The organism is Mesorhizobium sp. M0062 (genome assembly GCF_040323125.1).
GTDB lineage: Bacteria > Pseudomonadota > Alphaproteobacteria > Rhizobiales > Rhizobiaceae > Mesorhizobium.
In genome coordinates this window covers 1-23,103 of the sequence record NZ_JAMYUO010000014.1, presented here as the reverse complement: position 1 = coordinate 23,103, position 23,103 = coordinate 1, and the positions used below count along the sequence as shown (strand labels likewise).

Annotated in this window: 25 protein-coding genes and 1 tRNA gene; 11 read left to right on the top strand and 15 right to left on the bottom strand. The window is 62.6% G+C overall.

The features are described from left to right. Nucleotides 1–10 precede the first annotated feature (10 nt). From NKJ64_RS17790 to NKJ64_RS17755, 8 genes are all read right to left on the bottom strand, one after another. On the bottom strand, nucleotides 11–970 hold the full coding sequence (locus NKJ64_RS17790; RefSeq protein ID WP_023755037.1) for a carbohydrate ABC transporter permease: 960 nt from the start codon (nucleotides 968–970) through the stop codon (nucleotides 11–13). Further along, a complete protein-coding gene (locus NKJ64_RS17785) occupies nucleotides 967–1,917 on the bottom strand; it encodes a carbohydrate ABC transporter permease (protein WP_023671182.1) in 951 nt (316 codons plus the stop codon). The genes NKJ64_RS17790 and NKJ64_RS17785 overlap by 4 nt, the downstream gene beginning before the upstream one ends. A gap of 255 nt (nucleotides 1,918–2,172) precedes the next feature. Next, nucleotides 2,173–3,426 carry an ABC transporter substrate-binding protein gene (locus NKJ64_RS17780; RefSeq protein WP_027049809.1) on the bottom strand — a complete coding sequence of 418 codons (1,254 nt, stop codon included), beginning with the start codon at nucleotides 3,424–3,426 and terminating at the stop codon, nucleotides 2,173–2,175. 58 nt (nucleotides 3,427–3,484) lie between these two features. Then, nucleotides 3,485–4,996: an aldehyde dehydrogenase family protein gene (locus NKJ64_RS17775; RefSeq protein ID WP_023755036.1), complete on the bottom strand. Its 1,512-nt coding sequence runs from the start codon at nucleotides 4,994–4,996 to the stop codon at nucleotides 3,485–3,487. Between the two features lie 10 nt (nucleotides 4,997–5,006). Then, complete coding sequence (locus NKJ64_RS17770; protein ID WP_352463051.1) at nucleotides 5,007–5,783, bottom strand: enoyl-CoA hydratase/isomerase family protein; 777 nt, start codon at nucleotides 5,781–5,783, stop codon at nucleotides 5,007–5,009. Next, the gene (locus NKJ64_RS17765) at nucleotides 5,776–7,377 is read right to left on the bottom strand and encodes an acyl CoA:acetate/3-ketoacid CoA transferase (protein WP_023755034.1); all 1,602 of its coding nucleotides are present in this window, start codon (nucleotides 7,375–7,377) and stop codon (nucleotides 5,776–5,778) included. Before NKJ64_RS17765 ends, NKJ64_RS17770 begins: the two co-directional genes overlap by 8 nt. Next, on the bottom strand, nucleotides 7,374–8,384 hold the full coding sequence (locus NKJ64_RS17760; protein WP_023755033.1) for a Gfo/Idh/MocA family protein: 1,011 nt from the start codon (nucleotides 8,382–8,384) through the stop codon (nucleotides 7,374–7,376). The genes NKJ64_RS17765 and NKJ64_RS17760 overlap by 4 nt, the downstream gene beginning before the upstream one ends. Continuing rightward, nucleotides 8,381–9,439 carry a LacI family DNA-binding transcriptional regulator gene (locus NKJ64_RS17755; RefSeq protein WP_023755032.1) on the bottom strand — a complete coding sequence of 353 codons (1,059 nt, stop codon included), beginning with the start codon at nucleotides 9,437–9,439 and terminating at the stop codon, nucleotides 8,381–8,383. The genes NKJ64_RS17760 and NKJ64_RS17755 overlap by 4 nt, the downstream gene beginning before the upstream one ends. 229 nt (nucleotides 9,440–9,668) lie before the next feature. On the opposite strand from NKJ64_RS17755, the gene NKJ64_RS17750 reads away from it, so the two are divergent. From NKJ64_RS17750 to NKJ64_RS17720, 7 genes are all read left to right on the top strand, one after another. Beyond that, a complete protein-coding gene (locus NKJ64_RS17750) occupies nucleotides 9,669–10,823 on the top strand; it encodes a dihydrodipicolinate synthase family protein (protein WP_023755031.1) in 1,155 nt (384 codons plus the stop codon). A 104-nt stretch (nucleotides 10,824–10,927) separates the two neighbouring features. Further along, the gene (gmd, locus tag NKJ64_RS17745) at nucleotides 10,928–11,998 is read left to right on the top strand and encodes a GDP-mannose 4,6-dehydratase (protein ID WP_023755030.1); all 1,071 of its coding nucleotides are present in this window, start codon (nucleotides 10,928–10,930) and stop codon (nucleotides 11,996–11,998) included. A gap of 9 nt (nucleotides 11,999–12,007) precedes the next feature. Continuing rightward, on the top strand, nucleotides 12,008–12,976 hold the full coding sequence (gene fcl, locus NKJ64_RS17740; RefSeq protein ID WP_023755029.1) for a GDP-L-fucose synthase: 969 nt from the start codon (nucleotides 12,008–12,010) through the stop codon (nucleotides 12,974–12,976). Between the two features lie 81 nt (nucleotides 12,977–13,057). Then, a complete protein-coding gene (locus tag NKJ64_RS17735) occupies nucleotides 13,058–13,264 on the top strand; it encodes a hypothetical protein (RefSeq protein WP_023710933.1) in 207 nt (68 codons plus the stop codon). 404 nt (nucleotides 13,265–13,668) lie between these two features. After that, nucleotides 13,669–14,133 (top strand): Hsp20 family protein, encoded by a 465-nt coding sequence (locus NKJ64_RS17730; protein ID WP_023671192.1) that lies wholly within the window; start codon nucleotides 13,669–13,671, stop codon nucleotides 14,131–14,133. A gap of 184 nt (nucleotides 14,134–14,317) precedes the next feature. Then, nucleotides 14,318–14,620, top strand: a complete 303-nt coding sequence (locus NKJ64_RS17725) for a DUF982 domain-containing protein (RefSeq protein WP_023683230.1) — start codon at nucleotides 14,318–14,320, stop codon at nucleotides 14,618–14,620. A gap of 114 nt (nucleotides 14,621–14,734) precedes the next feature. Further along, nucleotides 14,735–15,022, top strand: coding sequence for a DUF982 domain-containing protein (locus NKJ64_RS17720; RefSeq protein ID WP_031197745.1), 288 nt, complete (start codon nucleotides 14,735–14,737; stop codon nucleotides 15,020–15,022). A gap of 207 nt (nucleotides 15,023–15,229) precedes the next feature. On the opposite strand, the gene NKJ64_RS17715 is transcribed toward NKJ64_RS17720, so the two are convergent. Together NKJ64_RS17715 and cpdR are read right to left on the bottom strand one after the other, a co-directional pair. After that, nucleotides 15,230–15,304, bottom strand: a tRNA-Val gene (locus NKJ64_RS17715). A 115-nt stretch (nucleotides 15,305–15,419) separates the two neighbouring features. Continuing rightward, on the bottom strand, nucleotides 15,420–15,782 hold the full coding sequence (cpdR, locus tag NKJ64_RS17710; RefSeq protein WP_023671195.1) for a cell cycle two-component system response regulator CpdR: 363 nt from the start codon (nucleotides 15,780–15,782) through the stop codon (nucleotides 15,420–15,422). A gap of 164 nt (nucleotides 15,783–15,946) precedes the next feature. Here cpdR and NKJ64_RS17705 point away from each other — a divergent pair, with 164 nt between their 5' ends. Together NKJ64_RS17705 and hisN are read left to right on the top strand one after the other, a co-directional pair. After that, a complete protein-coding gene (locus tag NKJ64_RS17705; RefSeq protein ID WP_023683232.1) occupies nucleotides 15,947–16,888 on the top strand; it encodes an N-formylglutamate amidohydrolase in 942 nt (313 codons plus the stop codon). A 337-nt stretch (nucleotides 16,889–17,225) separates the two neighbouring features. Beyond that, nucleotides 17,226–17,999, top strand: coding sequence for a histidinol-phosphatase (gene hisN, locus NKJ64_RS17700; protein ID WP_023683233.1), 774 nt, complete (start codon nucleotides 17,226–17,228; stop codon nucleotides 17,997–17,999). A 12-nt stretch (nucleotides 18,000–18,011) separates the two neighbouring features. On the opposite strand, the gene NKJ64_RS17695 is transcribed toward hisN, so the two are convergent. The 4 genes from NKJ64_RS17695 to NKJ64_RS17680 all read right to left on the bottom strand — a co-directional run bounded on the left by NKJ64_RS17695 (nucleotide 18,012) and on the right by NKJ64_RS17680 (nucleotide 20,505). Beyond that, nucleotides 18,012–18,842, bottom strand: coding sequence for a helix-turn-helix domain-containing protein (locus tag NKJ64_RS17695; RefSeq protein ID WP_023683234.1), 831 nt, complete (start codon nucleotides 18,840–18,842; stop codon nucleotides 18,012–18,014). Nucleotides 18,843–18,967: 125 nt separating this feature from the next. After that, nucleotides 18,968–19,207: a DUF1127 domain-containing protein gene (locus NKJ64_RS17690; RefSeq protein WP_023683235.1), complete on the bottom strand. Its 240-nt coding sequence runs from the start codon at nucleotides 19,205–19,207 to the stop codon at nucleotides 18,968–18,970. A 3-nt stretch (nucleotides 19,208–19,210) separates the two neighbouring features. Next, nucleotides 19,211–19,381 carry a hypothetical protein gene (locus tag NKJ64_RS17685; RefSeq protein WP_023683236.1) on the bottom strand — a complete coding sequence of 57 codons (171 nt, stop codon included), beginning with the start codon at nucleotides 19,379–19,381 and terminating at the stop codon, nucleotides 19,211–19,213. A 164-nt stretch (nucleotides 19,382–19,545) separates the two neighbouring features. Further along, nucleotides 19,546–20,505, bottom strand: a complete 960-nt coding sequence (locus NKJ64_RS17680) for an alpha/beta fold hydrolase (RefSeq protein ID WP_352463050.1) — start codon at nucleotides 20,503–20,505, stop codon at nucleotides 19,546–19,548. A gap of 458 nt (nucleotides 20,506–20,963) precedes the next feature. Between NKJ64_RS17680 and NKJ64_RS17675 the strand changes: the two genes are divergently transcribed. After that, complete coding sequence (locus tag NKJ64_RS17675) at nucleotides 20,964–21,431, top strand: Hsp20 family protein (RefSeq protein WP_352463049.1); 468 nt, start codon at nucleotides 20,964–20,966, stop codon at nucleotides 21,429–21,431. Nucleotides 21,432–21,588: 157 nt separating this feature from the next. After that, complete coding sequence (locus tag NKJ64_RS17670) at nucleotides 21,589–22,353, top strand: sulfite exporter TauE/SafE family protein (protein WP_023701029.1); 765 nt, start codon at nucleotides 21,589–21,591, stop codon at nucleotides 22,351–22,353. Here the strand turns inward: NKJ64_RS17670 and NKJ64_RS17665 are convergent. Continuing rightward, nucleotides 22,350–23,103: MBL fold metallo-hydrolase (locus tag NKJ64_RS17665; protein WP_352463048.1), on the bottom strand; the 754-nt coding region annotated here is incomplete at its 5' end. The genes NKJ64_RS17670 and NKJ64_RS17665 overlap by 4 nt on opposite strands.

The window sequence follows — 23,103 nt, the reverse complement described above, 5'->3', positions numbered from 1 at the left end:
TCCGAATTGATCAGCCCTTGACCGCGCCAGCCATCAGCCCGCGCACGAAATAGCGGCCGGCGACGACATAGACGATCAGGGTGGGCAGAGCCGCGATCATCGCGGCCGCCATGTTGACGTTGTATTCGACGACGCCGGTCGAGGTGTTGACGACGTTGTTGAGCGCCACCGTCATCGGCATGGAGTCGCCTGTGCCGGCGTAAGCCGAAGCGAACAGGAAGTCGTTCCAGATGTTGGTGAACTGGTAGATGACGGTGACGACGAAGATCGGCATCGAGTTCGGCAGCATGATGCGGCGGAAGATCTGGAAGAAGGAGGCGCCGTCGACCTGTGCGGCCTTGATCAGCTCGTTCGGGAATGCCTCGTAATAGTTGCGGAAAAACAGTGTGGTGAAGCCGATGCCGTAGACGACATGGACGAAGACCAGGTTGACCGTCGGATTGCCGAGACCGAAACTCGTACCCGTCGCATTCTGCAGCTTCACGCCGAAACGTCCCAGGCTGCCGAGGATGGTCGCCATCGGCAGCAGCACCGACTGGAACGGAATGAAGCAGGCAAACAGCATCAGCCCGAACACCAGCGTGGCGCCGCGAAAACGCCATTTGGTCAAGACGTAGCCGTTGAGCGCGCCGAGCATGGTCGAGATCAGTACGGCTGGAGCCACCATCTTGATCGAGTTCCAGAAATAGCCCTTGATGCCGGCGCAGGTGAGGCCGACGCAGGTCTCGCCCCAGGCCTTCAGCCACGGGTCGAAGGTCGGCGCCGTGGGCAACGCCAGCATGTTGCCGTTCTGGATCTCGTCCATGGTCTTGAACGAGGTCACCAGCATGACGAACAGCGGCATCAGATAGAACAGCGCAAACAGCGCCAGAAGCCCGTAGATGACGATGCGGTTGAGGGTCTTGGTGCTGATGCCGCCGGAGGCCTGCCGGGAAGCAGCGGGGCGGGCAGGGGTGGCGACAGCGCTCATCGCGGCTTCTCCCGCAGTTCGGAATAGAGATAGGGCACGATGATGGCGACGATGGTCATCAGCATGATCACGGCACTGGCCGAGCCGACGGCCATTTCGTTGCGCTTGAAGGTGTACTCATACATGAAGTTGGACGGCAGCCAGGCCGAGCCACCGGGGCCGCCGCTGGTCAGCGCCACCACGAGATCGTAGGACTTGATGGCAAGGTGCGCGAGCACGATGAAGGCCGACAGGAAGATTGGCCGCAGCAGCGGAATGACGATGCGGCGGTAGAGCTGGAAGGTGGTGGCACCGTCGATCTGCGCCGCCTTCATGATCTCGCCGTCAATGCCACGCAGGCCGGCCAGGAACATCGCCATGATGAAGCCGGAGGCCTGCCAGACGCCGGCAATGACCACCGTGTAGATGACGAAATCCTTGTTCTTGATCCAGTCGAAATGGAAGCTCGTCCAGCCCCACTGATGCAAGGTCTGCTCAAGACCGAGGCCGGGGTCGAGGAACCATTTCCAGGCGACGCCGGTGACGATGAAGGACAGCGCCATCGGGTAGAGATAGATCGGCCGCAACACGCCTTCGCCGCGAATCTTCTGGTCGAGCAGGATGGCCAGGAACAGGCCGAGCGCCAGGCAGATGGCGATGTAGAGAAAGCCAAAAATGCCCATATTGACGATCGACGTGTACCAGCTCGATGGCGGGTCGGAGTCGAACGTCCAGCCCCACAGCCGTAGATACGCGCGTGGTCCGGTAATGACATAGGACGGGAAGGTCTTGGAATTGGTGAAGGACAGATAGACTGTCCACAGGATGAAGCCATAGACGAAGACGATGGTGATGGCGAAGCTCGGCGCCAGCACGATCTTCGGCAGCGCGTCCTGCAGTCGCGCGCGCACGGAGGGGCGAGACCGCTCGGGTGTCAGCTTGATCTGGGTCGTCGCTACACTGCTCATGAGGCTCCTCCCGTTCGGGTCGTCCGTGCTCTGCCGTCAGGCGGCAAGGCGGCCCCGTGCATACGGGTCTCTGGTCGGCATGGTGTTCAAGAGTGCTTTCACCGTTTCACGGAAACGGCGAACCTCTCTAACTCTTTCTTTTACGCAATTCCGGCCGGAAAACCGCTCACACTTTTCCTGGAATTGCGCCAGCTGGCCAATCCTTAGGTGACACCTTCCCCGCCGAAGCGGGGAAGGTGTGTTTCTGGCCAGCGCTTACTTGGCGTCGTCGATTGCCTTGACCAGTTCGGTCACGGCTTCGTCCGAGGTCTTGATCTGACCGTGGACGAACTTCGAAACGACGTCCTTGTAGGCATTGGCGACCGCCGGAGGCGCGCCATAGCCCTGGGCAAGCGAGCCGAACAGTGTGCCGCCTTCGTTGGCAGCCTTCAGGTCGGCGATGCCCTTCTTGCCGCACGCGTCGAAGTCGGTGTCCGGAACGTCGGTACGGGCGGGAACCGAACCCTTGACGACGTTGAAGGCCGACTGGAAGCTCTTCGACAGGGTGGCGGTGGCCAACGCGACCTGGGCGGCCTTGCGGTCGTCCGGAACGTTGAACATGCCGAACATGTCGGAGTTGTAGACCACCGAGCCTTCCGTGCCCGGGAAGCGATAGCACAGGAAGTCGGTGCCCGGCGTTTTCTTGGCGGCGTTGAACTCGCCCTTGGCCCAGTCACCCATCACCTGCACCAGGGCATCGCCCTTGATGACCATGGCGGTGGCAAGGTTCCAGTCGCGGCCCGAGAAGTTCGGGTCGACATAGGTGACGAGCTTGGCGAGGTTATCGAACGACTTCTTCATCGTGTCCGACTTGAGGGACTCGTCGTCGAGGTCGTTGAAGGCCTTCTTGTAGAACTCAGGTCCGCCGGTCGACAGCACAACCGAGTCGAACATGGTGGCTTCCTGCCAGTTCTGGCCGCCAAGGGCGAGCGGAATGACGCCAGCCGCCTTGGCTTTGTCGAGCAGGGCGACGAAGTCGTCGAAGGTCTTTGGCTCGGTGCCGCCGATCTTGTCCATCACCGCCTTGTTGATCCACAGCCAGTTGACGGAGTGGACGTTGACTGGAGCAGCGACCCACTTGCCGTCATAGACGGAGAACTTCTGCAGGGCTGCCGGAACCGACTTGTCCCAGCCTTCCTTCTTCGCCGTCTCGGTCAGGTCGCCCATGACGCCGGCCGCCGCATAGTCGAGCACGGTGTAGCCGAGCATCTGCGACGCGGTCGGGTAATTGCCGGCCGCGACCATCGCCTTCAGCGCAGTCATGGCGGCGTCGCCGCCACCACCGGCCACCGGCACGTCCTTCCAGGCATAGCCTTCCTTGGCAAGGTCGCCCTTGAGGACGTTGAGAGCAGCCGCTTCGCCGCCCGACGTCCACCAATGCAGCATCTGCACTTCCTTGACGTCCTCGGCATGGGCCGAGAAAGCAAAGGCCGTCGCCAGAGCCGTTCCGATAAGCAGTTTGCGCAACATGTTCTACCTCCCTTGTTGCATTACACGACCGGTGGAAGCCCACCGGGTTCTTCCAAACTCAGCCGACCCACCAACCGGTGCGCTGGCCGCGATGAAACTGGATTGTCTTTTCCTCGGTATAATCCTCGACAGCGCGTTTGCCGAGTTCGCGTCCGATGCCGGACTGCTTGTAGCCCCCGAATGGCAACTCGGGAAAGCCTTCCATGAATGTGTTCACCCAAACGGTCCCCGAACGCACACCACGCGCCACCGACATACAAGTGTCGATGCTGGCGCTCCACACCCCTGCCGACAGACCATAGGGCGTGTTGTTGGCGATGTGCAACGCCTTTTCAATCGATCCAAAAGTCAGCACGGTGAGCACCGGGCCGAACACTTCCTCGCGCGCAATAGCCATGTCTTCGGTAACGCCGCGGATGATGGTCGGATCGAGATACTGGCCGGCATTGGACGCCAGCTGGCCGCCACCGCAATAGACATTGCTGCCGTCTTTTGCTGCCGCCACGACGTAATCCGCCACCTTGGTCAGATGGTCGGCGGAAATCATCGCGCCAACCTTGGTTCGGTCGTCGAGTGGGTCGCCGACCGTTACCTTGGCGGTCAGGGCCTTGACAGTGGAGAGGAAATCGTCGGCGATGGCTTCATGCACGATCAGCCGGCTGCCGGCATTGCAGCATTCGCCGGCGTTGAAGAAGCCGCCGAACACTGCTGCGTCAGCGGCCGCCTCGAGATCGGCATCGGGGAAGACGATCTGGCCGTTCTTGCCGCCGAGCTCCATCGAGACTTTCTTCAGCGACTGCGCGGCGGAAGCCATGGTCATCTTGCCGACGCGGGTAGAGCCGGTGAACGACACCATCTCGACCAGCGGATGGCTGACCATCGGCCCCCCGACATCGGCGCCGAGGCCGGCCAGGATGTTGACGACGCCCGCGGGCAGGCCGGCCTGCATCAGGATGTCGCCGAGCACGAAGGTCGAGGCCGAGGTCATTTCGCTCGGCTTGACCACCGCGGTGCAGCCGGCGGCGAGCGCGAAGGGCAGTTTCTGGCTGACGATCAGGAACGGGAAATTCCACGGGGTGATGATCGAGACGACGCCGATCGGCTCGCGCAGCACCACGCCCAGCATGGCGTCGCCGAGATTGGCGTAACTCTCGCCGTGCAGCGTGCGGGCGAGCGAGGCGGCATAGCGCCAGATGTCGACGGCGCCGCCGATCTCGCCGCGCGCCTGGGCGATCGGCTTGCCGGATTCCAGCGCATCGAGGCGGGCGATGTCTTCGAGCTGGGCCTCGATCAGGTCAGCCGTCTTGAGCAAGATCGCGGCGCGCTCGGCCGCCTTCGTGCGCGGCCACGGGCCGGTCTCGAATGCCTTGTGCGCGGCCTGCATGGCCGCCTCCACCTCGGCCTCGCCGGCCTGCGCATAGCGCGAAACGGTGAAGCCATGGCCGGGGCTGTTGCGCGCAATCGTGCGGCCGTCACGGGCATCGACATGCTTGCCGTCGATCAGGAGCTTGTAAGCCTTCGGCGCCTTGGACGCCTCGGCCGGCATGGAAATGTTGAGCGGTGCGTTCATCATGCTTTCTCTAGGATCTTGAAAAGGCCGGCTTCTGCTTGGCCTTGAAGGCGCTCACGCCGGCTTTGACGTCGCCGGTCAGCGCAACGAAGCCGCTCGCGAGCGCCTCGGTGGCGGCCGCACTTTCCTCGCCTTCGGCGACTGCGATCATCAGCTTGGCGGCTTCGGTTGCGAGCGGCCCGCGCCCGGCGATTTTTTCGGCCCAAGTCCTGGCCTCTGCCAGCGCCTGGCCGGTCTCGACCACGCGGTCAACGACGCCGAGGGCAAGCGCGTCGGAGGCGGCAAAGAGCTCGCCGCCGAGTGCCATGCGGCGCACGATCTGGGCCCCAAAGCGGCGCACGGCGCGCTGCGTGCCGGACCAACCGGGGACGACGCCGATCGATGTCTCGGGAAAGCCGAGCTTCACCTGCGTTTCGGCGACACGGAAGTCGCAGGCGACCGCCAGCTCCAGCCCGCCACCCAGCCCATGGCCGGAAAGCACCGCGATGGTCGGCTGCCGCAGCCGCGCCAGTCGGTCGAAGACACGGTGGCCGTAGCGCACCCATTGCACCTGAAAGTCGGCAGCGCTCATTTGTGCCCAGGCTTCGACGTCGCCGCCGGCGCAAAAGCCTTTGCCTTCGCCGCGGATCAGCACGACGCGCACGCCTTCAGCCATTTCGGCTTCGTCGAGCGCTGTCTCGAGCGCGCGCAGCATCGGAATGTCCAGCGCGTTGAACTTCTCCGGCCGGCGCAGCGTGACGATGCCGATGGCGCCGTCCTGCTCGAAGGTGACGAGGCGCTCAGCCATGCGCGCCTCCGAGCGAAGCGCCACCATTCAGCGACAGGCCGATCGGCCGGTCCTGATAGAGAGCCGCCGGCGTGACCTTGAGATCGTTGGCGATGCCGAGCGGAATCTCTGACTGCGCCAGCACATCGCGTTCGAGGTCGATGCCGGGCGCCAGTTCCGTCACCATCAGACCGTCCGGCGTCAGCTTCATCACGCAGCGCTCGGTGACGTAGGTGATGTCCTGCCCTTGCGCGACGGCGCGCTTGCCGGAGAAGGAGATGTGTTCGACCTCGTTGACCACCTTCTTGACCTTGCCTTCTGCATCGATGCGGATGCCGCCATCGGCGAGCGACAGTTTTGCGCCGGCATTGAAGAAGCCGGAGAAGACGATCTTTTTCGCCCGTGCCGTGATGTCGACAAAGCCGCCGGCCCCGGCGGTGACATGTGGCCGGGCCGAGAGTTTCGACACGTTGACGGAGCCATGGCGGTCGATCTGCAAGAAGGAGAGCAGCGAGGCATCGAAGCCGCCGGCCTGGAAATAGATGAACTGGTGCGGCGAGGGCATGATCGCCTCGGCATTGGAAGCGCAGCCGAACTTGAAGTCGAGCAGCGGCACGCCGCCGACGGCGCCCTGCTCGATCACCCAGGTGACTTTGCCGTGCTGGCCTTCCTCGAGAAGGATACGCGGCACGTTTGCCGAGATGCCGAAGCCGATATTGACCGCCATGCCGTCGCGCAATTCCATGGCGACGCGGCGCGCGATTACTTTCTGGACGTTCATCTCAGCGTTGCGGAAGCTGGACAACGGCCGGAAGATCTCGCCCGAAATCGCCGGGTCGTAAGGCGTCAACGTCGTCTGCAACTGGTCCGGCGCCACCACGATGTGGTCGACCAGGACGCCGGGCACGCGCACGTCATGCGGCTTCAGCGTGCCGTTCTCGACGACGCGCTTGACCTGCGCAATGACGATGCCGCCATTGTTGCGGGCGGCGAGCGCCTGTTCGAGGCCGCCCAAATAGGCGCCTTCATGCTCGTAAGTGAGGTTGCCGCGCTCGTCGGCGGTGGTGGCGCGGATGATCGAAACGTTGGGCACGATCGAGCGGAAATAGAGCCATTCCTCGCCGTCGAACTGCTGCACCGAGACGATCGGCTCGCTTGCCGCCGCGTTCATGGCGCAGCCCTGGTGGCGCGGGTCGGCAAAAGTGTCGAGGCCGACCTTGGTCAGCACGCCCGGCCGCTTGGCGGCGGCCTCGCGGTGCATGTCGAACAGGATGCCGGAGGGCACGTTGTAGGCGGCGACCGAATTGTCGCCGATCATCTTCCATATCTGCGGCGGCTCGGACGAGGAGGGGCCTGAGGGATAGGAGCCGCAGAGCGTGCGCTTCAACAAGCCGGGCTTGGCCAGATGGTCGATGCCCTTGATGCCATACATGTCGCCGGCGGCGATCGGATGCAGCGTGGTGATGTCTTTCGGATGGCCTTCGGCGTCGAAGCGCTCGCCGATGGCAGCCAGGACGGCGTCAGGGCAGCCAAGGCCGCTCGACGACGAGACGGAGACGGTCATGCCGTCCGTGATGAGGCTTGCTGCTTCAGCGGCGGAGACGAGCTTGCTCACACAACACCTTTCGGATCGATAGTGACGGCCTTGCCGGACTTTGCCGACTGCAACGCTGCTTCGGCTGAGGCCAGCGACCAGACGCCGTCCTCGCCGGTGGCGGAGGGCTGGCCTTCTCCACGCATGGCGGCATGGAACTGGCGCAGCGACCTGGCGTAGAGGTCTTCTCGGTCGAAGCTCAGTTCTTCCTCGCCTTTGGCGGTGCGTAGCAGCACCGAGCCGACTGGCTTCTGCGTCATCACATTTTTTGCGATCAGCGAACCTTCGGAACCATGCACCTCAAAGCCGGTATCGGCGAACTTGGTTGTGAAGCCTTCATGCGACTGGGCAATCAAACCGGACCTGAAGCGCCAGATGCACATGGCACCGTCTTCCAGCCCGCTGCCGGCCATGCCGGCCGACTGGGTGAAGGCCGAAATCTCGATCGGGTCGTCGCCGAGCACGAAGCGCAGCGTGTCGGCATCGTGCACGGTGATGTCGAGCACCACGCCGCCGCCGGCTTCCGGTCTGGTGATGCGCCAGCCCTGCAGGTTCTCCGGCAGATAGACGGCATGGAACACACGCGCGGCAATCGGCTTGCCGATGCGGCCGGCTGATATGGCGTCGCGCATGGCGTGGTGGGCGCCGGCATTGCGCAGATGATGGTTGGTGCCAAGCACCACGCCGGCTTCCTTGGCGGCGGCGACCATCGTGCGCGCATCAGTGCTGTTCAGCGCCAGCGGCTTTTCGCACAGAACATGCTTTCCCGCCTTTATCGCGGCCAGCGCCTGTTCGAGATGCAGTTCATTGGTGGTCGAGATGTAGACGACGTCGATGTCGGCGCCGAGCAAATCGTCAAGCGTCGAGACGGCGAGAGGAATGTTGTTTTCTGCGGCATAGGTCTTGGCGCGCTCCGGGTTGGAGCTCATCACCGCTGATATCTCGCCATCCTTTTGTGCGCGGATGGCGTTGATCATGAACTGTTTGGCGATCGTGCTGGCGCCGATCAGTCCCCATCTGACGCTCATGCCGCGTCTCCCATTCCTGCTGATGTGTTCTGGGCGCGGCGACCGGGACCGCAGCTGTCCCTGACGACCAGATTGACGGCGCCGATATGGTCCTCGGCATGCGTGGTGCGCGACTGGATCATCTTCAGCATGACGTGGGCGGCGCGTTCACCGAGGCCGGGTGTGTCGACCGAGACGCTGGTCAGCGCCGGCATATAATGCCCGGCCTCGACCACGTCGTCGAAGCCGACGACGGCAAAGTCCGCGCCGGGCTCCAGCCCGCGCTTGCGCAGCGCCAGCATGACGCCGAAGGCGACGGCATCGTTGAAGCACAGTGCCGCCGTCGGCGGCTCGGCCATGGCAAGGGCGGTTTCCAGGCACGCGATGCCGCCCCTGCGGCTGGTCTCGCCTTCGACGACAAGCACGTCGCGCCTGGCAATGCCCAATGTTTCGCAAGCTTCACGAAAACCGCCCAGGCGCTCCTGATAGACGACCAGGTCGGAGGTGCCGCCGAAGAAGGCCAGCCGGCGATGGCCCTTGCCGATCAGATGGGCGGCGGCGAGATACGCGCCGCGATGGTTGTCAGGAGCGATCACCGGGATGCGGCTGTCCGGCAGGCGGCGCATGGCGAAGACGACCGGCACGCCCGCCATCTCGAGGCGACGGAAGGCGCCCGGCGTGGTGCCGCGTGCCGGTGACACGATCAGGCCTGCGACGCCCTGTTCCATCAGCGACTTCAGCACTTCTTCCTGGCGCACCGGGTTCTCCGCCGTGTTGGCGATGAAGGGCACGATGCCGGCCGACTGGAAGACGCGCTCCATGCCGACCGCCAGCTCGGCGAAAAAGGGGTTGGTGAGATCGTTGATGACCATGCCGATGACGTTGGAATGGGCTTTGCGCAGATTGGCGGCGCCGCGGTTGTAGACATATCCGACATCCTCGATCGCCTTGCGAACCTTGACCGCGGTTTCAGGCCGGATCAGCCCTGAGCCTTGCAGCACAAGCGACACCGTCGATTTGGACACACCAGCCTCGCGGGCGATGTCCAGGATCGTTGCCTTGGCCCGGCTGGCCATGTCGGTGGTTTCCTCCGCCTGAATGAGAAAATCTATTGGAACGTTCTAATCACTCTGCCAAACGAGAGTCAATCGGGATTCTTGCGGAGATCGAAAAGGTGATGAATGTGGTTCCTAGCAAGGACTCTTAGCCTTCTTCAACGTTTGGCCCAGTTCAATCGCCGGAATCATAAAGTTCCTTGATTTATTGGAACGTTCCATTTATAGGGTGCCGAAAACGGAGGTTGCCATGGATATCACCCTGCCTACGCAGAATGGCGGCCGCGTCAGCTACAAGCTCGCGGGCAGTCCGGTCGAGCCCGTAATCGGTGCAGTTTTCCCGCGCATCGCCTATGCCGCGGCCCATGTCGTCGCCGACCCTTTCGCGATGACCGACCCCTGGTCGAAGCCTGCGGTCGACTGGGACAAGACGATGGCGTTTCGGCATCATTTGTGGCGGCTTGGCTTCCGCATCGCCGAGGCGATGGACACCTCGCAGCGCGGCATGGGTTTCGACTGGGCGAATGCGCAGGAATTGATCCGGCGCTCGATCGCCGAGGCGCGCAGCGTCGAAGGCGCAGACCTCGCCTCGGGCGCCGGCACCGATCATCTGGCGCCGGCCAATTCGAGATCACTCGAAGATGTGATCGCCGCCTATGAGGAGCAGTTCGCTTTCATTGAAGGCGAGGGCGGCAAGGCGATCATGATGGCCAGCCGGGCGCTGGCAGCGGTCGCAAAGGGTCCGGACGACTATATCAGGGTCTACGATCGCATCCTCAGCCAGGCATCCGGCAAGGTCATCCTGCACTGGCTGGGCGACATGTTCGATCCTGCACTGAAAGGTTATTGGGGCAGCGGCAATTTCGAGGCCGCGCTCGACACCGTCGTCGCCATCATCGAGCGTCATGCCGGCAAGGTCGAGGGGATAAAGATTTCCCTGCTCCATGCCGGCAAGGAAGTTGCCTTGCGCAACCGGTTGCCGGAAGGCGTCGTCATGTTCACCGGCGACGATTTCAACTATCCCGAACTGATTGCCGGCGACGGGAAGCGGCACTCGCACGCCTTGCTCGGCATATTCGACGCCATCGCGCCGGTCGCCAGTGCGGCGCTCGCGAAACTGGCTGACGGCGACCGCGCCGGCTTTGACGCGCTGATGGCGCCGACAGTGCCGTTGTCGCGCAAGATCTTCGAGGCGCCGACGGAGTATTACAAGGCCGGCATCGTCTTCATTGCCTGGCTCAACGGCCATCAGGACCATTTCGCCATGGTCGGCGGCATGCAGTCGGCGCGCGGCATCCTGCACTATGCCGACATCTTCCGCCTTGCCGACCAGGCAGGGTTGCTCGCCGATCCCGAGCTTGCGCTGGCCAGGATGAAGCATTTCTGCGCGGTTGCAGGTGCCTGAGAACGACACAATCGCTGGCTGAAACCTGTCCCCCGTATGGGGGATTTGCGTTCTCGCGCCAAATCTGTATTCGGTTGCCGGGATTGGATGCGGACGGAGCGGCAATGACGGAAAAAGTGGCGCTCATCACCGGGGTTACCGGGCAGGACGGGGCCTATCTCGCAGAATTGCTTCTGCAGAAGGGCTATATTGTCCATGGCGTCAAACGCCGCTCGTCCTCGTTCAACACCGAGCGCGTTGACGACATCTATGTCGATCCGCACGAGCGCGGTGCGCGTTTCTTCCTGCATTATGGCGACCTGACCGACGCGACCAACCTTATTCGCCTGGTGCAGGAGACACAGCCCGGTGAGATCTACAATCTCGGCGCCCAGAGTCATGTCCAGGTGAGTTTCGAGACGCCGGAATACACCGGCAATGCCGATGCGCTGGGAACACTCAGGCTGCTCGAGGCGATCCGCATCCTGCGCCTGGAGAAGTCGGTGCGCTTCTATCAGGCATCGACGTCGGAGCTTTACGGCAAGGCGCGCGAGGTCCCGCAAAGCGAGGCGACGCCCTTCCATCCGCGCTCGCCCTATGCCGCGGCCAAGCTTTACGCCTACTGGATCACGGTCAACTACCGCGAGGCTTACGGCATGTTCGCCGCCAACGGAATCCTGTTCAACCACGAAAGCCCGACACGCGGCGAAACCTTCGTCACCCGCAAGATCACGCGGGCCGTCGCCTCGATCCATCACGGCCTTCAGGCCACGCTCTATCTCGGCAATCTCGACGCCAGGCGTGACTGGGGCCATGCGCGCGACTATGTGGAGGGCATGTGGCGCATTCTGCAGCACAGCGAAGCCGACGATTTCGTGCTGGCGACCGGTGAGGCGCATTCGGTGCGCGAATTCGTCGAACTGGCTTTTGCCGAGACCGGGCGCACCATCCGCTGGCAAGGCGAGGGTGTCGATGAAGTCGGTGTCGATGCCGGTTCGGGCACTGTCCTGGTGCGCATCGATCCGCGCTATTTCCGGCCGACCGAGGTCGACCTGCTGCTCGGCGACTCCGCCAAGGCCAAAGCCAGGCTGGGGTGGTCGCACACGACCGGCTTCAGGGATCTGGTGGCGGAAATGGTGCAGGCCGATCTGGCGCGCACCGCCGGCGGCACGCGGCAGAACAGCCGTTCTGCGTGAGGCAGGCCGATGGACGCGACATTTGAACTGAAGGGCAAGCGTGTCTTCGTCGCCGGGCATCGTGGCATGGTCGGTTCGGCCGTCGTGCGCCGGCTGGCGAGCGAGGACTGCGAGATACTCACCGTATCGCGCGACAGGCTCGACCTGCTCGACCAGGCAGGGGTGCGGCGCTGGATGGCCGAGCACAGGCCGGATGCGGTGGTGATGGCGGCCGCCAAAGTCGGCGGTATCCTGGCCAATGACCGGTTCCCTGTCGATTTCCTGCAGCAAAACCTGGTTATGCAGGGCAATGTCATTGACGGCGCCTTTCGCAGCGAGGTCGGCAAGCTTTTGTTTCTCGGCTCGTCCTGCATCTATCCAAAGCTCGCGCCGCAGCCGATCAGGGAAGACGCGCTGCTGACCGGTCCGCTCGAACCCACCAATGAATGGTATGCGATCGCCAAGATCGCCGGGCTCAAACTGTGCCAGGCCTATCGGCGCCAGCATGGCGTCGACTACATCTCGGCGATGCCGGCCAACCTTTACGGTCCTGGCGACAATTTCGATCTCCAGTCCAGCCATGTCGTGCCGGCCCTGATGCGAAAGGCGCATGCACTGGCGCTGAGCGGCGGCAACAGCCTCGAGGTCTGGGGCTCGGGCACGCCACGGCGTGAATTCCTGCATGTCGACGACGCCGCCGATGCCTTGGTCTGGCTGTTGAAGAATTATGCCGGCGACAGCCACGTCAATGTCGGTTCGGGCGAGGATGTCACCATTGCCGAGCTTGCCCAGACCGTCGCATCGGTCGCCGGCGTCGAGGCTGATATCGCCTTCGATACGACCAAGCCAGATGGCACGCCGCGCAAGTTGATGGATGTTTCGCGGCTGTTTGCGACGGGATGGCGCCCGCGCTACGCGCTTCGCGATGGATTGGAACAGACATATGCGTGGTTTCTCACCCATATTGAGAAGGGTGATGTCCGCCTCGGCGCGGCCTGATTCCAATTTTCCTTGAACCATTTCGCTGCCGCCCGCGACCAAGCGGTGTGTAGCAAACACGGTCCATCAAGGAGAACGTCAATGTTTATCACTTCAAGAAACGCATTTCTCGCCGCCATCGCGGTTTCGGTGCTGGCAGGGTGTCAGACGGCACCGCCGAGGGAATGCGAGAAGACCAAGCCCGGTGTCACCTACAACGGCAAATGCTGCGGCATCGGCACACCGTGCCGTGAAGGCAACAACACCCCTCATGACAAGCCCGACAGGCCCGATCCGCGGCCACAGTGATCCGCGAGCCAGAAACGTCCCGGCACGTGCCGGGACGTTTCGCCCCGACAGGGTGGATTTACGGATCGGAAGGCCGCTACCCGGTTCCTTGCTGGCCGGCATTTGAATACGAAACGGGACGGCGGGGCAGTAGACGATGCGGTCGCGCAGATCGCGCGAAAACTTCCCGCCGGATCTGTACTTCAAGGGGCTGTTCGACTGTTCGAAGGGAAGGTCCCGTAGAAACTCAGATTTCGCTTTCCGTCGATGCGAAGGATGCTACTAAAAAAAATTCGAGATGCTCTTGAACTCATTTGGGGCGCCTCCTAATTCGATTTCCGCCAAGGCCATAAGGCTCGGCAAAAAATGGCGGCGCCGCTGGGGCGGCGCCCTTGTACCCATGTTGCTTCAAGGAGGATGTGGCTATGAGAACCTTTGATACCCTCTATCGGACCACCGTCGGTTTCGACCGGCTTTTCGACATGCTCGACAGCGGCACGCGTCCAGACTGGCCGCCCTATAACATCGAGAAGGTCGACGAGAACGATTACCGTATCTCGATGGCCATCGCAGGCTTCAGCCAGGATGAGGTTGAGCTGACCCAGCATGGACCCGAACTGGTCGTGGTAGGCCAGAAAGCTGATGATCAGAGCGGACGCCAGCTGCTGCACCAGGGCATCGCCTATCGCAGTTTCAGGCAGACGTTCAAGCTTGCCGACCACATGAAGATCAAGGCAGCCAAACTGGAGAATGGCCTCCTCTCGATCGACATCGTCCGTGAGATTCCCGAAGAGCTGAAACCGCGCCGCATCAGCATCGGCGTCGGCGACACGCCGACGGCCGCCACTCAGATCACGCAAGACACGGACCGCGCGCGTAAAGCCGCGTAATCCTGTCGATCTGTCACACTTTGAACTGCGGGTCCGCCTCCCGGTTCCGGCCGGGAGGCTGTGATTGCGGAGAAACGAAGATGATCACTGCAGGACGTACTGGCGCGCCTCTGTCGCGCGCCTGCAGTTGGCCTGGACCGCGCAAACCATGAAACTCAATGGTTCGTTCAATTTGGAGGATCATATGAACGATCGGATGTTTGACAGCGCCGTTTTCGTGAAAAGCGGCGACAACCTTGTTCAGGAAATCACGTGTCTCGAGGACGCTCTGGAGTTCCTCTATGAATGGCCGAAGGACAGGCGCGGCCCCATTCACCAAACCGCATTGCGGGCCTGCCAGCGAGCTTTCGATAGCGATTATCCGCTTTCCGCAGCCAGAGAAGCGTTCAGCGGTTTTGCGAAAGCAGCCAGAATCCTTGAAGAAGTATCCACGACAATGCCGTGGATGATGGGCAGAGGTGGCGAAGGCGGAGGAGTGACTGCCTAAGCGCGTCGCGCTGAAACGGATTCATGCGACACGCTTTAAGTCTTTGTTTTGATGCATGTCGTTGTCCCAGACCCGTGGCACACTTCTGGGTGACATGCATTAGGAAAGGAGGTCATGATGCTATCGAAACCTTTTGAAAAGCCGGTCCGGGTGTGGGTGGGATTGGGCTTTCCCCGCCAACTCAACACGGTCGCGGATGCCTATCAATTCGCATCCGAATGGTGTGGCAACAGCCCGGAGCAGAGAGCTGCTATTCGCGCTTGCAAAGCCGCTCTGATTGGCGATGTGGAACCCGAGACAGCACGAGGCGTCTTCGTCGCGTTCGCTCGCAAGAAGGATATTCTTATGGAGGACGGCATCGAGCCTGCGCCTTCAAGGACGCTAAGCCCGCACCACGTCTAAAGCGCGTCCCGTTTGAACGGACTCAGGCGACGCGCTTTAGGTCTTTGTTTTTAGGCATGTCGTTGTCTCAAAACCGGGGCCACTTTTGAGCGCCATGCATTAGAATGTCCACAAACACGAGGCGGCTGCCACAAGCGGTGGCCGCCTTACCGGCTAAGTTGTCGAAGGGGTGCGCCAAAAACGGGCTTGGCCAAGTGATCGAAAGGATGGTGGGCGTGACAGGGATTGAACCTGTGACCCCTGCAATGTCAATGCAGTGCTCTCCCGCTGAGCTACACGCCCATCCGAAGCCGCGCATACACCATTTTTGGTCCAGCGCGTCAATAGCCGGAAAAGGGAAAGAAAGGCTCGTTTTGTCGCGCCGCCGACGAAGCGGCGAGATCACACTGTGCGCGCTTCAGGCGGCCTGCAGCATTTTTTCGACCTCGTTGACGAGATCGCGCAGGTGGAAGGGCTTGGACAGCACCTTGGCGTCTTTCGGCGCCTTGGAATCGGGGTTGAGCGCGACGGCCGCGAAACCGGTGATGAACATCACCTTGAGGTCGGGATCGATCTCGGTGGCGCGGCGGGCGAGTTCGATGCCGTCCATCTCCGGCATGACGATATCGGTCAGCAGCAGGGAGAAAGGTTCTTCGCGCAGCCGCTCGTAGGCGCTGGCGCCATTGTCGAAATCGCTGACGTGGTAGCCGGCCCGCTCCAGTGCCTTGACCAGGAACCGGCGCATGTCGTCGTCGTCTTCCGCCAGCAGAATGCGTGCCATCTTGTCCCGTCCGAGTCACCCCAGCCAAGCCTGCCGTCCGGCAAGCCCGTTAACCATCCTGTATATGAGGAGCTGACGGTAAACATCAAGTGAACGTTGGCGGCATTAATCCTGATTTGACGCGGTTCCTGACATGCCGAAATGCTGGACATGCGGCCGATGAGGTGGCAGTTTCCCATCATGATGCATTGCTGTTTCCGGGTTCGTTCAAATTGACGACGGCAGCCGAAGATTTTTCGGTCGTTCCACCCTTCGAAATCCGATCGGGCGCCGAGCAGCGCGTTCCCTTCGTCTTCAACTCACCGCATAGCGGCCGCTATTATCCAGACCGCTTCCTGGCCATGGCGCGGCTCGACCGGAACGCCATCCGCCGCTCCGAGGATTGCTATGTCGACGAGCTGTTCGGCAGCGCGGTGGCGCTGGGCGCGCCGATGCTGGCGGCGAATTTTCCGCGCGCCTATCTCGACGTCAACCGCGAACCCTGGGAACTCGACCCGCGCATGTTCGCCGAGCCGGTGCCGTCCTTCTGCAACATCCGCTCGGCGCGCGTCGCCGGCGGGCTCGGCACCGTGCCCAAGCTGGTGGGCGAGGGGCTCGACATCTATTCCGGCCGTCTGCCGCTGGCGGAGGCCGTCCAGCGCATAGAGGTGGTCTACAAACCCTATCACGAGACGCTGAAGCGGCTTTTGACCAGAACCCATGCCAGGTTCGGCTATGCCGTGCTGATCGACTGCCATTCGATGCCGGCGAGCATCAGGGTGGGCGACAGCGGCCTGCGGCCGGATTTCATCGTCGGCGACCGTTTCGGCATCTCGGCCACGGCGGCCCTGACCGAGACGGCGATCGGCCTGCTCATCGGCATGGGCTACACCGTCGCGCACAACAAACCCTATGCAGGCGGCTTCATCACCGAGCATTACGGCCGGCCGGCGCGCCATCTGCATGCGCTGCAGATCGAGGTCAATCGCGGCCTCTACATGAATGAGCGGACGTTCCAGAAATCGGCCGGCTTCGATGCGCTGGCCGACGATATGGCGCGCTTTTCGGCCGACCTGATGGCGATGCCCGACCACCACTTCGTCGACCTGCCGCTGGCCGCCGAATGACGCCGGAGCGGCGGCTGTTCATGCAATCCCGCGCTGGCCATCCCGCAGCGTAAAAAAAGACCGCATCGTTTGCACGACACGGTCGAAGTCTAGGGAGGAAACGCCCAAGGAGGGCATGGACAGGAAAACCTGTCCGAGAACAAATTTATTGTGCGATGCACAAATGTCAATCGATCCCACGCTTTTTTAATTCACTCTGATGTGAAAATGCGTTTCGATGGTCCCGATGTGTGACATTTCAGCAACGCTGATGTCTCTGATAAATCGATAAACCGGCTTGTTTTGGCGGGAAAGTGCCGGCAGACCGGGTTGGCACTCTGTAATGCGGGAGAATCACGTGGACATCAGCATCGATTTCATGCGCCGGATCGCGCAAGCAGCGGCGGCTGAAACCTTGCCGCGTTTCCGCGCACAGGGCGCCGTGGCCAACAAGGAAAAAGGCAGTTTCGACCCGGTCACCGAGGCCGACCGCGAGGCCGAGCGCGCCATTCGGGCGCTGATCTCGGCTGAGTATCCCGATCACGGTATCCTTGGCGAAGAACATGGCAGCGAAAACATCTCCTCAAGGCATGTCTGGGTGATCGATCCGATCGATGGTACCCGCGCCTTCATCTCAGGCCTGCCGGTGTGGGGAACGCTGGTCGGGTTGACGGTCGACGGTGACGCCGTCGCCGGCATGATGGCGCAGCCGTTCACCGGCGAGCTGTTCTACGCCAACGCTTCCGGCTCCCACTACGAAGGCCCCGGTGGGCCGCGGAAGCTGTCGACCCGCAAGAGGACGAAGCTTGACGAGGCGACCTTGTTCACCACCACGCCGGCGCTTTTCAAGGGCGAGGCGCGCACCCGCTACGACGCGTTCGAGGAACAGATCCAGCTCGCCCGCTACGGCGCCGATTGCTACGCCTTTGCCATGATTGCCTCGGGCAGCGTCGACATCGTCGCCGATCCCGGATTGAAACCCTACGACATCGTGGCGCTGATCCCGATCATCGAAAAGGCCGGCGGCGTCGTCACCACATTCGAGGGCGGTCCGGCGGAAAAGGGCGGCGACATCCTGGCCGCCGCAACGCCGGAGCTTCATGCGGCTGCAATGGCAGCCCTGCGGGGCTGATAGTCGACCCGATCAGCGCGGCTTGATCGAGCGCTGGAATTCCGCCGGCGTTCGCCCGTAGACCTGCCTGAACGCGGAGCTGAAATGGCTGTGGCTGGAGAAGCCGAGGTCCAGGCCGAGCGTGGTCAGATTGTCGTAGCGGCCAAGCAGGTCGAGCGCGCGCGCCAGCCGCAGGCGCAGATGGTAGCGATAGAGCGGCATCGCCTCGACCTGCTGGAAAACCTGCGTGAGATAAACCGGTGATACCCCGACTTCAGCGGCGATCTCGGCCAGCGTCCAGCGCCGCGAAAGATCCGAGGACAGGACGAGCTTGGCGCGATCGACCAGCTTCTGCCGGCCAGCGCTGGCGCCGGCGGCATGCGAGGTGCTCTCGCCGAGGGAGCGCCGCACCAGCGTCAGCGCCAGGGTTTCGGCCTCCAGCGTTTCGGCAATGTTGCGGCTCAGGCTGTAGCGCAGCACCGCCACCAGCGCCTGAGCCCGCGGGTCGATGCGGCGGCGCTGACGACGAAACGCCACGGCGCTGCCCGAGCGCAACTGCTCCTTCGGCGTCAGCTCCTGCAGTTGCGCCTCCTCGACAACGAGATCGAGGCAGGAATCGCCACCCTCGACGGGATGGCTGATCCGGTAGCCTTCGGCGTTGTTGAAGAACAACAACTGGTTGGCTTCGGCGACCGCATCGTTGCGGCCGACATGGCGCACGAAGACGCCGCGATAGGGAAACACAAGATGCGTGGCAGCGGTGCACTCTTCTTCGCTCTTGTGCCGGCATTCGCCGCTGCAGAGGACATCCCTCACCCTGACGGTGCCGGTGTCCAGAAGCGTCTGTACCGTGAACTGCGACATGGTGAGCTGAGACATGGCCGTTGCATTCTACCCTTGCGCCGAAAGCTGCTCCGGCACATTAGGCGATTGGCTTGTCCAAACCTGTCAGGAGACTTCACCTGTCGGGCCCTTCGTACGGCCATGGCTCAGTCCCACAAACGGCGCATGTATTCGCAGTGAGCTTGGCTGCGCGACAGGCCGATGTCCTTGAGCTGTTCGTCGGTCATTTCGAGCAAGGCAAGGCGGCTTCGGCGCCTTTCCAGTTGACGGCCGATCCAGTTGGCCGCCGCGATGCCTTGTGTCCGCAAGGACCGCCGGAACGTCGCGGTTTGAGTTGTCGGCTGATGTGCGAGGCATTGCGCCGCCGCTGCATGATCGGGGCGCATCGCTCAGGCTTCCCCGTTGCCGGCCACTGATGCGCCGGCCACTGATGCGCCGGCTTCGTTCAGCGCAATCGCGCATTCCTCACAGCAGACCTCGACGGTCTTGCCGCCGACCTTGACGCGGATCGGATTGGCGTCCAGCTGGCAATCGCAGGCAGCGCAGGTTTTCTCGGTCATGACGTCATCTCCTTGGCGTTCGGTTCGACACGGAGAGATGAGCATTCCGGGGCGGCACCGGCTGTCAGAATCTTTAGCTCTTTGTGTGCTGCCGACGCTGCTCCTGACAGAAGGCTGTCAGCAGGCGCAAGCTCAAGGCGCCGCAACATGCAGCGCCGGTGGCATCAGGCTGTGGGGTCGTCGTTGCCGGGTATGAAGGCGTCGAAGGCGGCGAGCAACTGCTCGCGATAGACATCGGCCTCCTGCAGGATCTCGTGTTTCGAGCCATCGATCATCAGCAGCGAGCCGAGGCGCAAACGCCTGGCGCAGGCTTCCACGGCCTTGGTCGAGACGACCTGATCGGCGCCGGCGGCGATCATCAGCAGCGGCACCTGGATCCTGGCCATGAAGTCGGGCTCGCTGATGGCTTCGCCTGCCTTGATTGCCGCCTGCAGCCAGCGGATCGTCGGCCCGCCGAGCGCCAGTTGCGGATAGTGCTCGTAGATTTTCGTGTTGCGCTGATAGCGCCCGGGGTCCGATGTCACCTTGTTGAGGGCGAAGGGCAGGGTTTCCCTGGGACGCGGACCCCAGGCGGCGTAGAGCCGACCGAAGCCGAGAAAGCACAATACCGAGCAGACGCGGCGCGCCATTTTTGCCGACACGGGCGAGTCGGGCACCGTCAGGAAAGGCGCAATCAGCACCATTCGACGCACCCGGTTGACCATCGACGGCGCCGCGAGCAGCGCGATCACGGCGCCCATCGAATGGGCGAGGATGTAATACGGGCCGCGGCAGTCGGGCAGCACGATGTCCTCGAAGAACTGTTCGAGGTCGCCGGTGTAATCGTAGAAGGAGCGGACATAGCCGCGTTGCGGGTCGGCGATCAGCCGGTCGGAATCGCCCTGGCCGCGCCAGTCGAGCGTGGCGACGCCGAGGCCGCGGTCGGTCAGGTTGCGGATGGTTTCGAAATATTTCTCGATGCACTCGTTGCGGCCGGGCAGCAGCACGACGGTGCCTTTCAGCGGCCGGGTGACCGCGGCAAACAGGCCGTAGCGGATCTTCTTGCCGTCGCGCGTGGTGAAAAAGCCGCCGGCGACATTTTGCGGCGGCGGATTGCCTGGCGTGGGATGGAAGAGATCCGTCATTAGGCGCTTGCGTCTTCGTGGTGTCTCACCCGGCAGGGCGTCGGCATGGTGATAGACGCCAATGGATGAAAAGCAAAGGGAGGACGCCAAGGGGGCGGACGAACAACAAGCAAGGCCGGAAGCAGCCTGCGGCGGCGTGCTTCCGGCCTCTGTCGATCCGGGAGGAAGGGACGTTACACCCGGTCGGCCTCGTCGCGGCGCTTTCATCCGGCGCCGCCTGGTTCTTTATCCTGGGGGCACTCTAGCGCCGGCCGGCTGAACGGGCGCCGAAGCAGCGGTTCATCTGCCGTTCATCGACGCCTCGATTGGCGCTCTTCAAAAATCCTTGAAATGCGCTTTTGCGCTCCCCAAATGTCGGATGCAGCCGCCGATGTCGGGGCTGCTGGTCCACCCGAAACGCCTTTCCAGGGTTTCGCACCGGCCACACGCAAACATGTTGCTCAACAGGAGAACACCTCATGCGTCACGTTGATTTTTCCCCGCTCTATCGCTCGACCGTCGGCTTCGACCGCCTGTTCACCATGCTCGACTCGCTGGCCCAGCCCGATGGCGCGCAGACCTATCCGCCCTACAACATCGAGCGCACCGGCGAGGACGCCTATGGCATCTCGATGGCGGTTGCCGGCTTCTCGGACGAAGAGATTTCGATCGAAGCCCACCGCAACGTGCTGACCGTCAAGGGTGAGCGCAAGGAAGAGGGCAATGGCGAAGGCTCCGAGCTGCTCTACCGCGGCATTGCCTCGCGTTCGTTCGAGCGCCGCTTCCAGCTTGCCGACCATGTCGAGGTCGTCGGCGCCACCCTGAAGAACGGCCTGCTTTTCGTCGACCTTAAGCGCAACATCCCCGAGGAGCTGAAGCCGCGCAAGATCGCGATTACCGCCTCTTCGGCCAACGCCAAGCAGATCGAGGCCAAGAACGCCGCGTGATCAAGAGGGCGGCGTCACAACGCCCAAGGTTGAAAGCGTCTCCTCCCGAGACGAAAGCGGCGCCGCGAGGCGCCGCTTTTTTTCGCCGCAGCCTCTGTCACCCCAACCGAAGAGTTCTGGCTCTTTTGCGGCGGGCGCCGTCTTCCCATGAAGGGCGATGTCTGATCTTTCGGCTGATTTTTCCCTGGCCCTAACGGCAACCATTGCGGTGACCTTCCTGCTGGCCGGCATCGTCAAGGGCGTTACCGGTATGGGACTGCCGACGTTGGCGATGGGGCTGCTGGGCACAATCATGCCGCCGGTCGCCGCGGCTTCGCTGCTGATCGTGCCGTCCTTCGTCACCAATATCTGGCAGCTGTTTGCCGGCCCGAGCTTCGGATGGATCCTCAGGCGGCTGTGGCTGATGATGGTCGGCATCGTCGCCGGCACGCTGGCCGGCTCATGGCTGCTGGCCAGCGACAATGTCAAATGGACGACGGCCGGCCTCGGGGCGGCGCTGATCGTCTATGCCGTCTATACGCTGCTGGCGCGGCAGTTGACGGTTCCCGCGTCAGCCGAGCGCTGGTCGTCGCCCATCGTCGGTTTCCTTACCGGCATCGTCACCGGCGGCACCGGCGTGTTCGTCGTGCCCGCTGTACCTTACATTCAGGCGCTGGGCTTGAGCCGTGACGATCTGATCCAGGCGCTCGGCCTGTCCTTCACCGTGTCGACGATCGCGCTCGCTGCCGGCCTTGCCTCGCACGGCGCGTTCCAGGTCGGGCATGTCGCCATGTCGTCGCTGGCGGTTGCGCCGGCCTTGCTCGGCATGTGGCTCGGACAGTTGCTCCGGCAGCGGATCAGCCCGGCGACCTTCCGGCGCTGGTTTCTTATTTTCCTGATCTTGCTTGGCCTCGAGCTTTTGGCGCGGCCTTTCCTTGCTTAGCGATCGGTGCCGGTTGCGAGAACGGCCTCGACGTTTTGCCGGTGGACGGGCTCGTACAGCGCGAAGTACTCGACCGCGCCCGTGGCGAATATGTCGGCGCCGCAGGTTTTCAGATCCTGCTTCGCAAGATCAGGCTCACGCCGGCAGCGAAGCAGTTTTTGAACGTAGGCTTGCGTCGCGGCGATGAGGCCTTTGTCGTAGCCGCCTCGCTCAATCGCTTCGAGCGAGCCGTGATTGGGCAAGATGCGGTCTATCGACCAGCCGGCCATGCGTTCGAGATCGACCAGATGTTGCGCCAGCCGATCCGCCTCGCTGACATAGGTGATCGGATCCTCCAGCGTGTCGCCCGCCAGGAGCAGGCCGGTTTCGGGCATGAACAGCACCGTGCCGTCATGGCTGTGGATTTCGACCTGACGCAGTTCGACGGCGATCGATCCAACGGCGAGGTCAAGACTGCCTGCGAAGGTCCTGTTCGGCAGCACGAGAGGCTTGATCGGTGGAACACCGCTTTCGATCTCAGCCCGGTTGTTCGCGAGCGCCGAGGCGGTGAGCGTGTTGGCGATAATCTCGCAATCCTGAAACACCTCATTGCCGGCAATATGATCGTCATGCCAGTGGCTGAGCACGACTCGGATCGATGTTGCGCCCATGTCTTCGAGCGTCTGCCTGATGAAGCGCGCGTGAGGCAGCGAAATATGCGTGTCGTAGACAAGCGCCTGCGAGCCATCGACGATCGCATACGTGAAGATT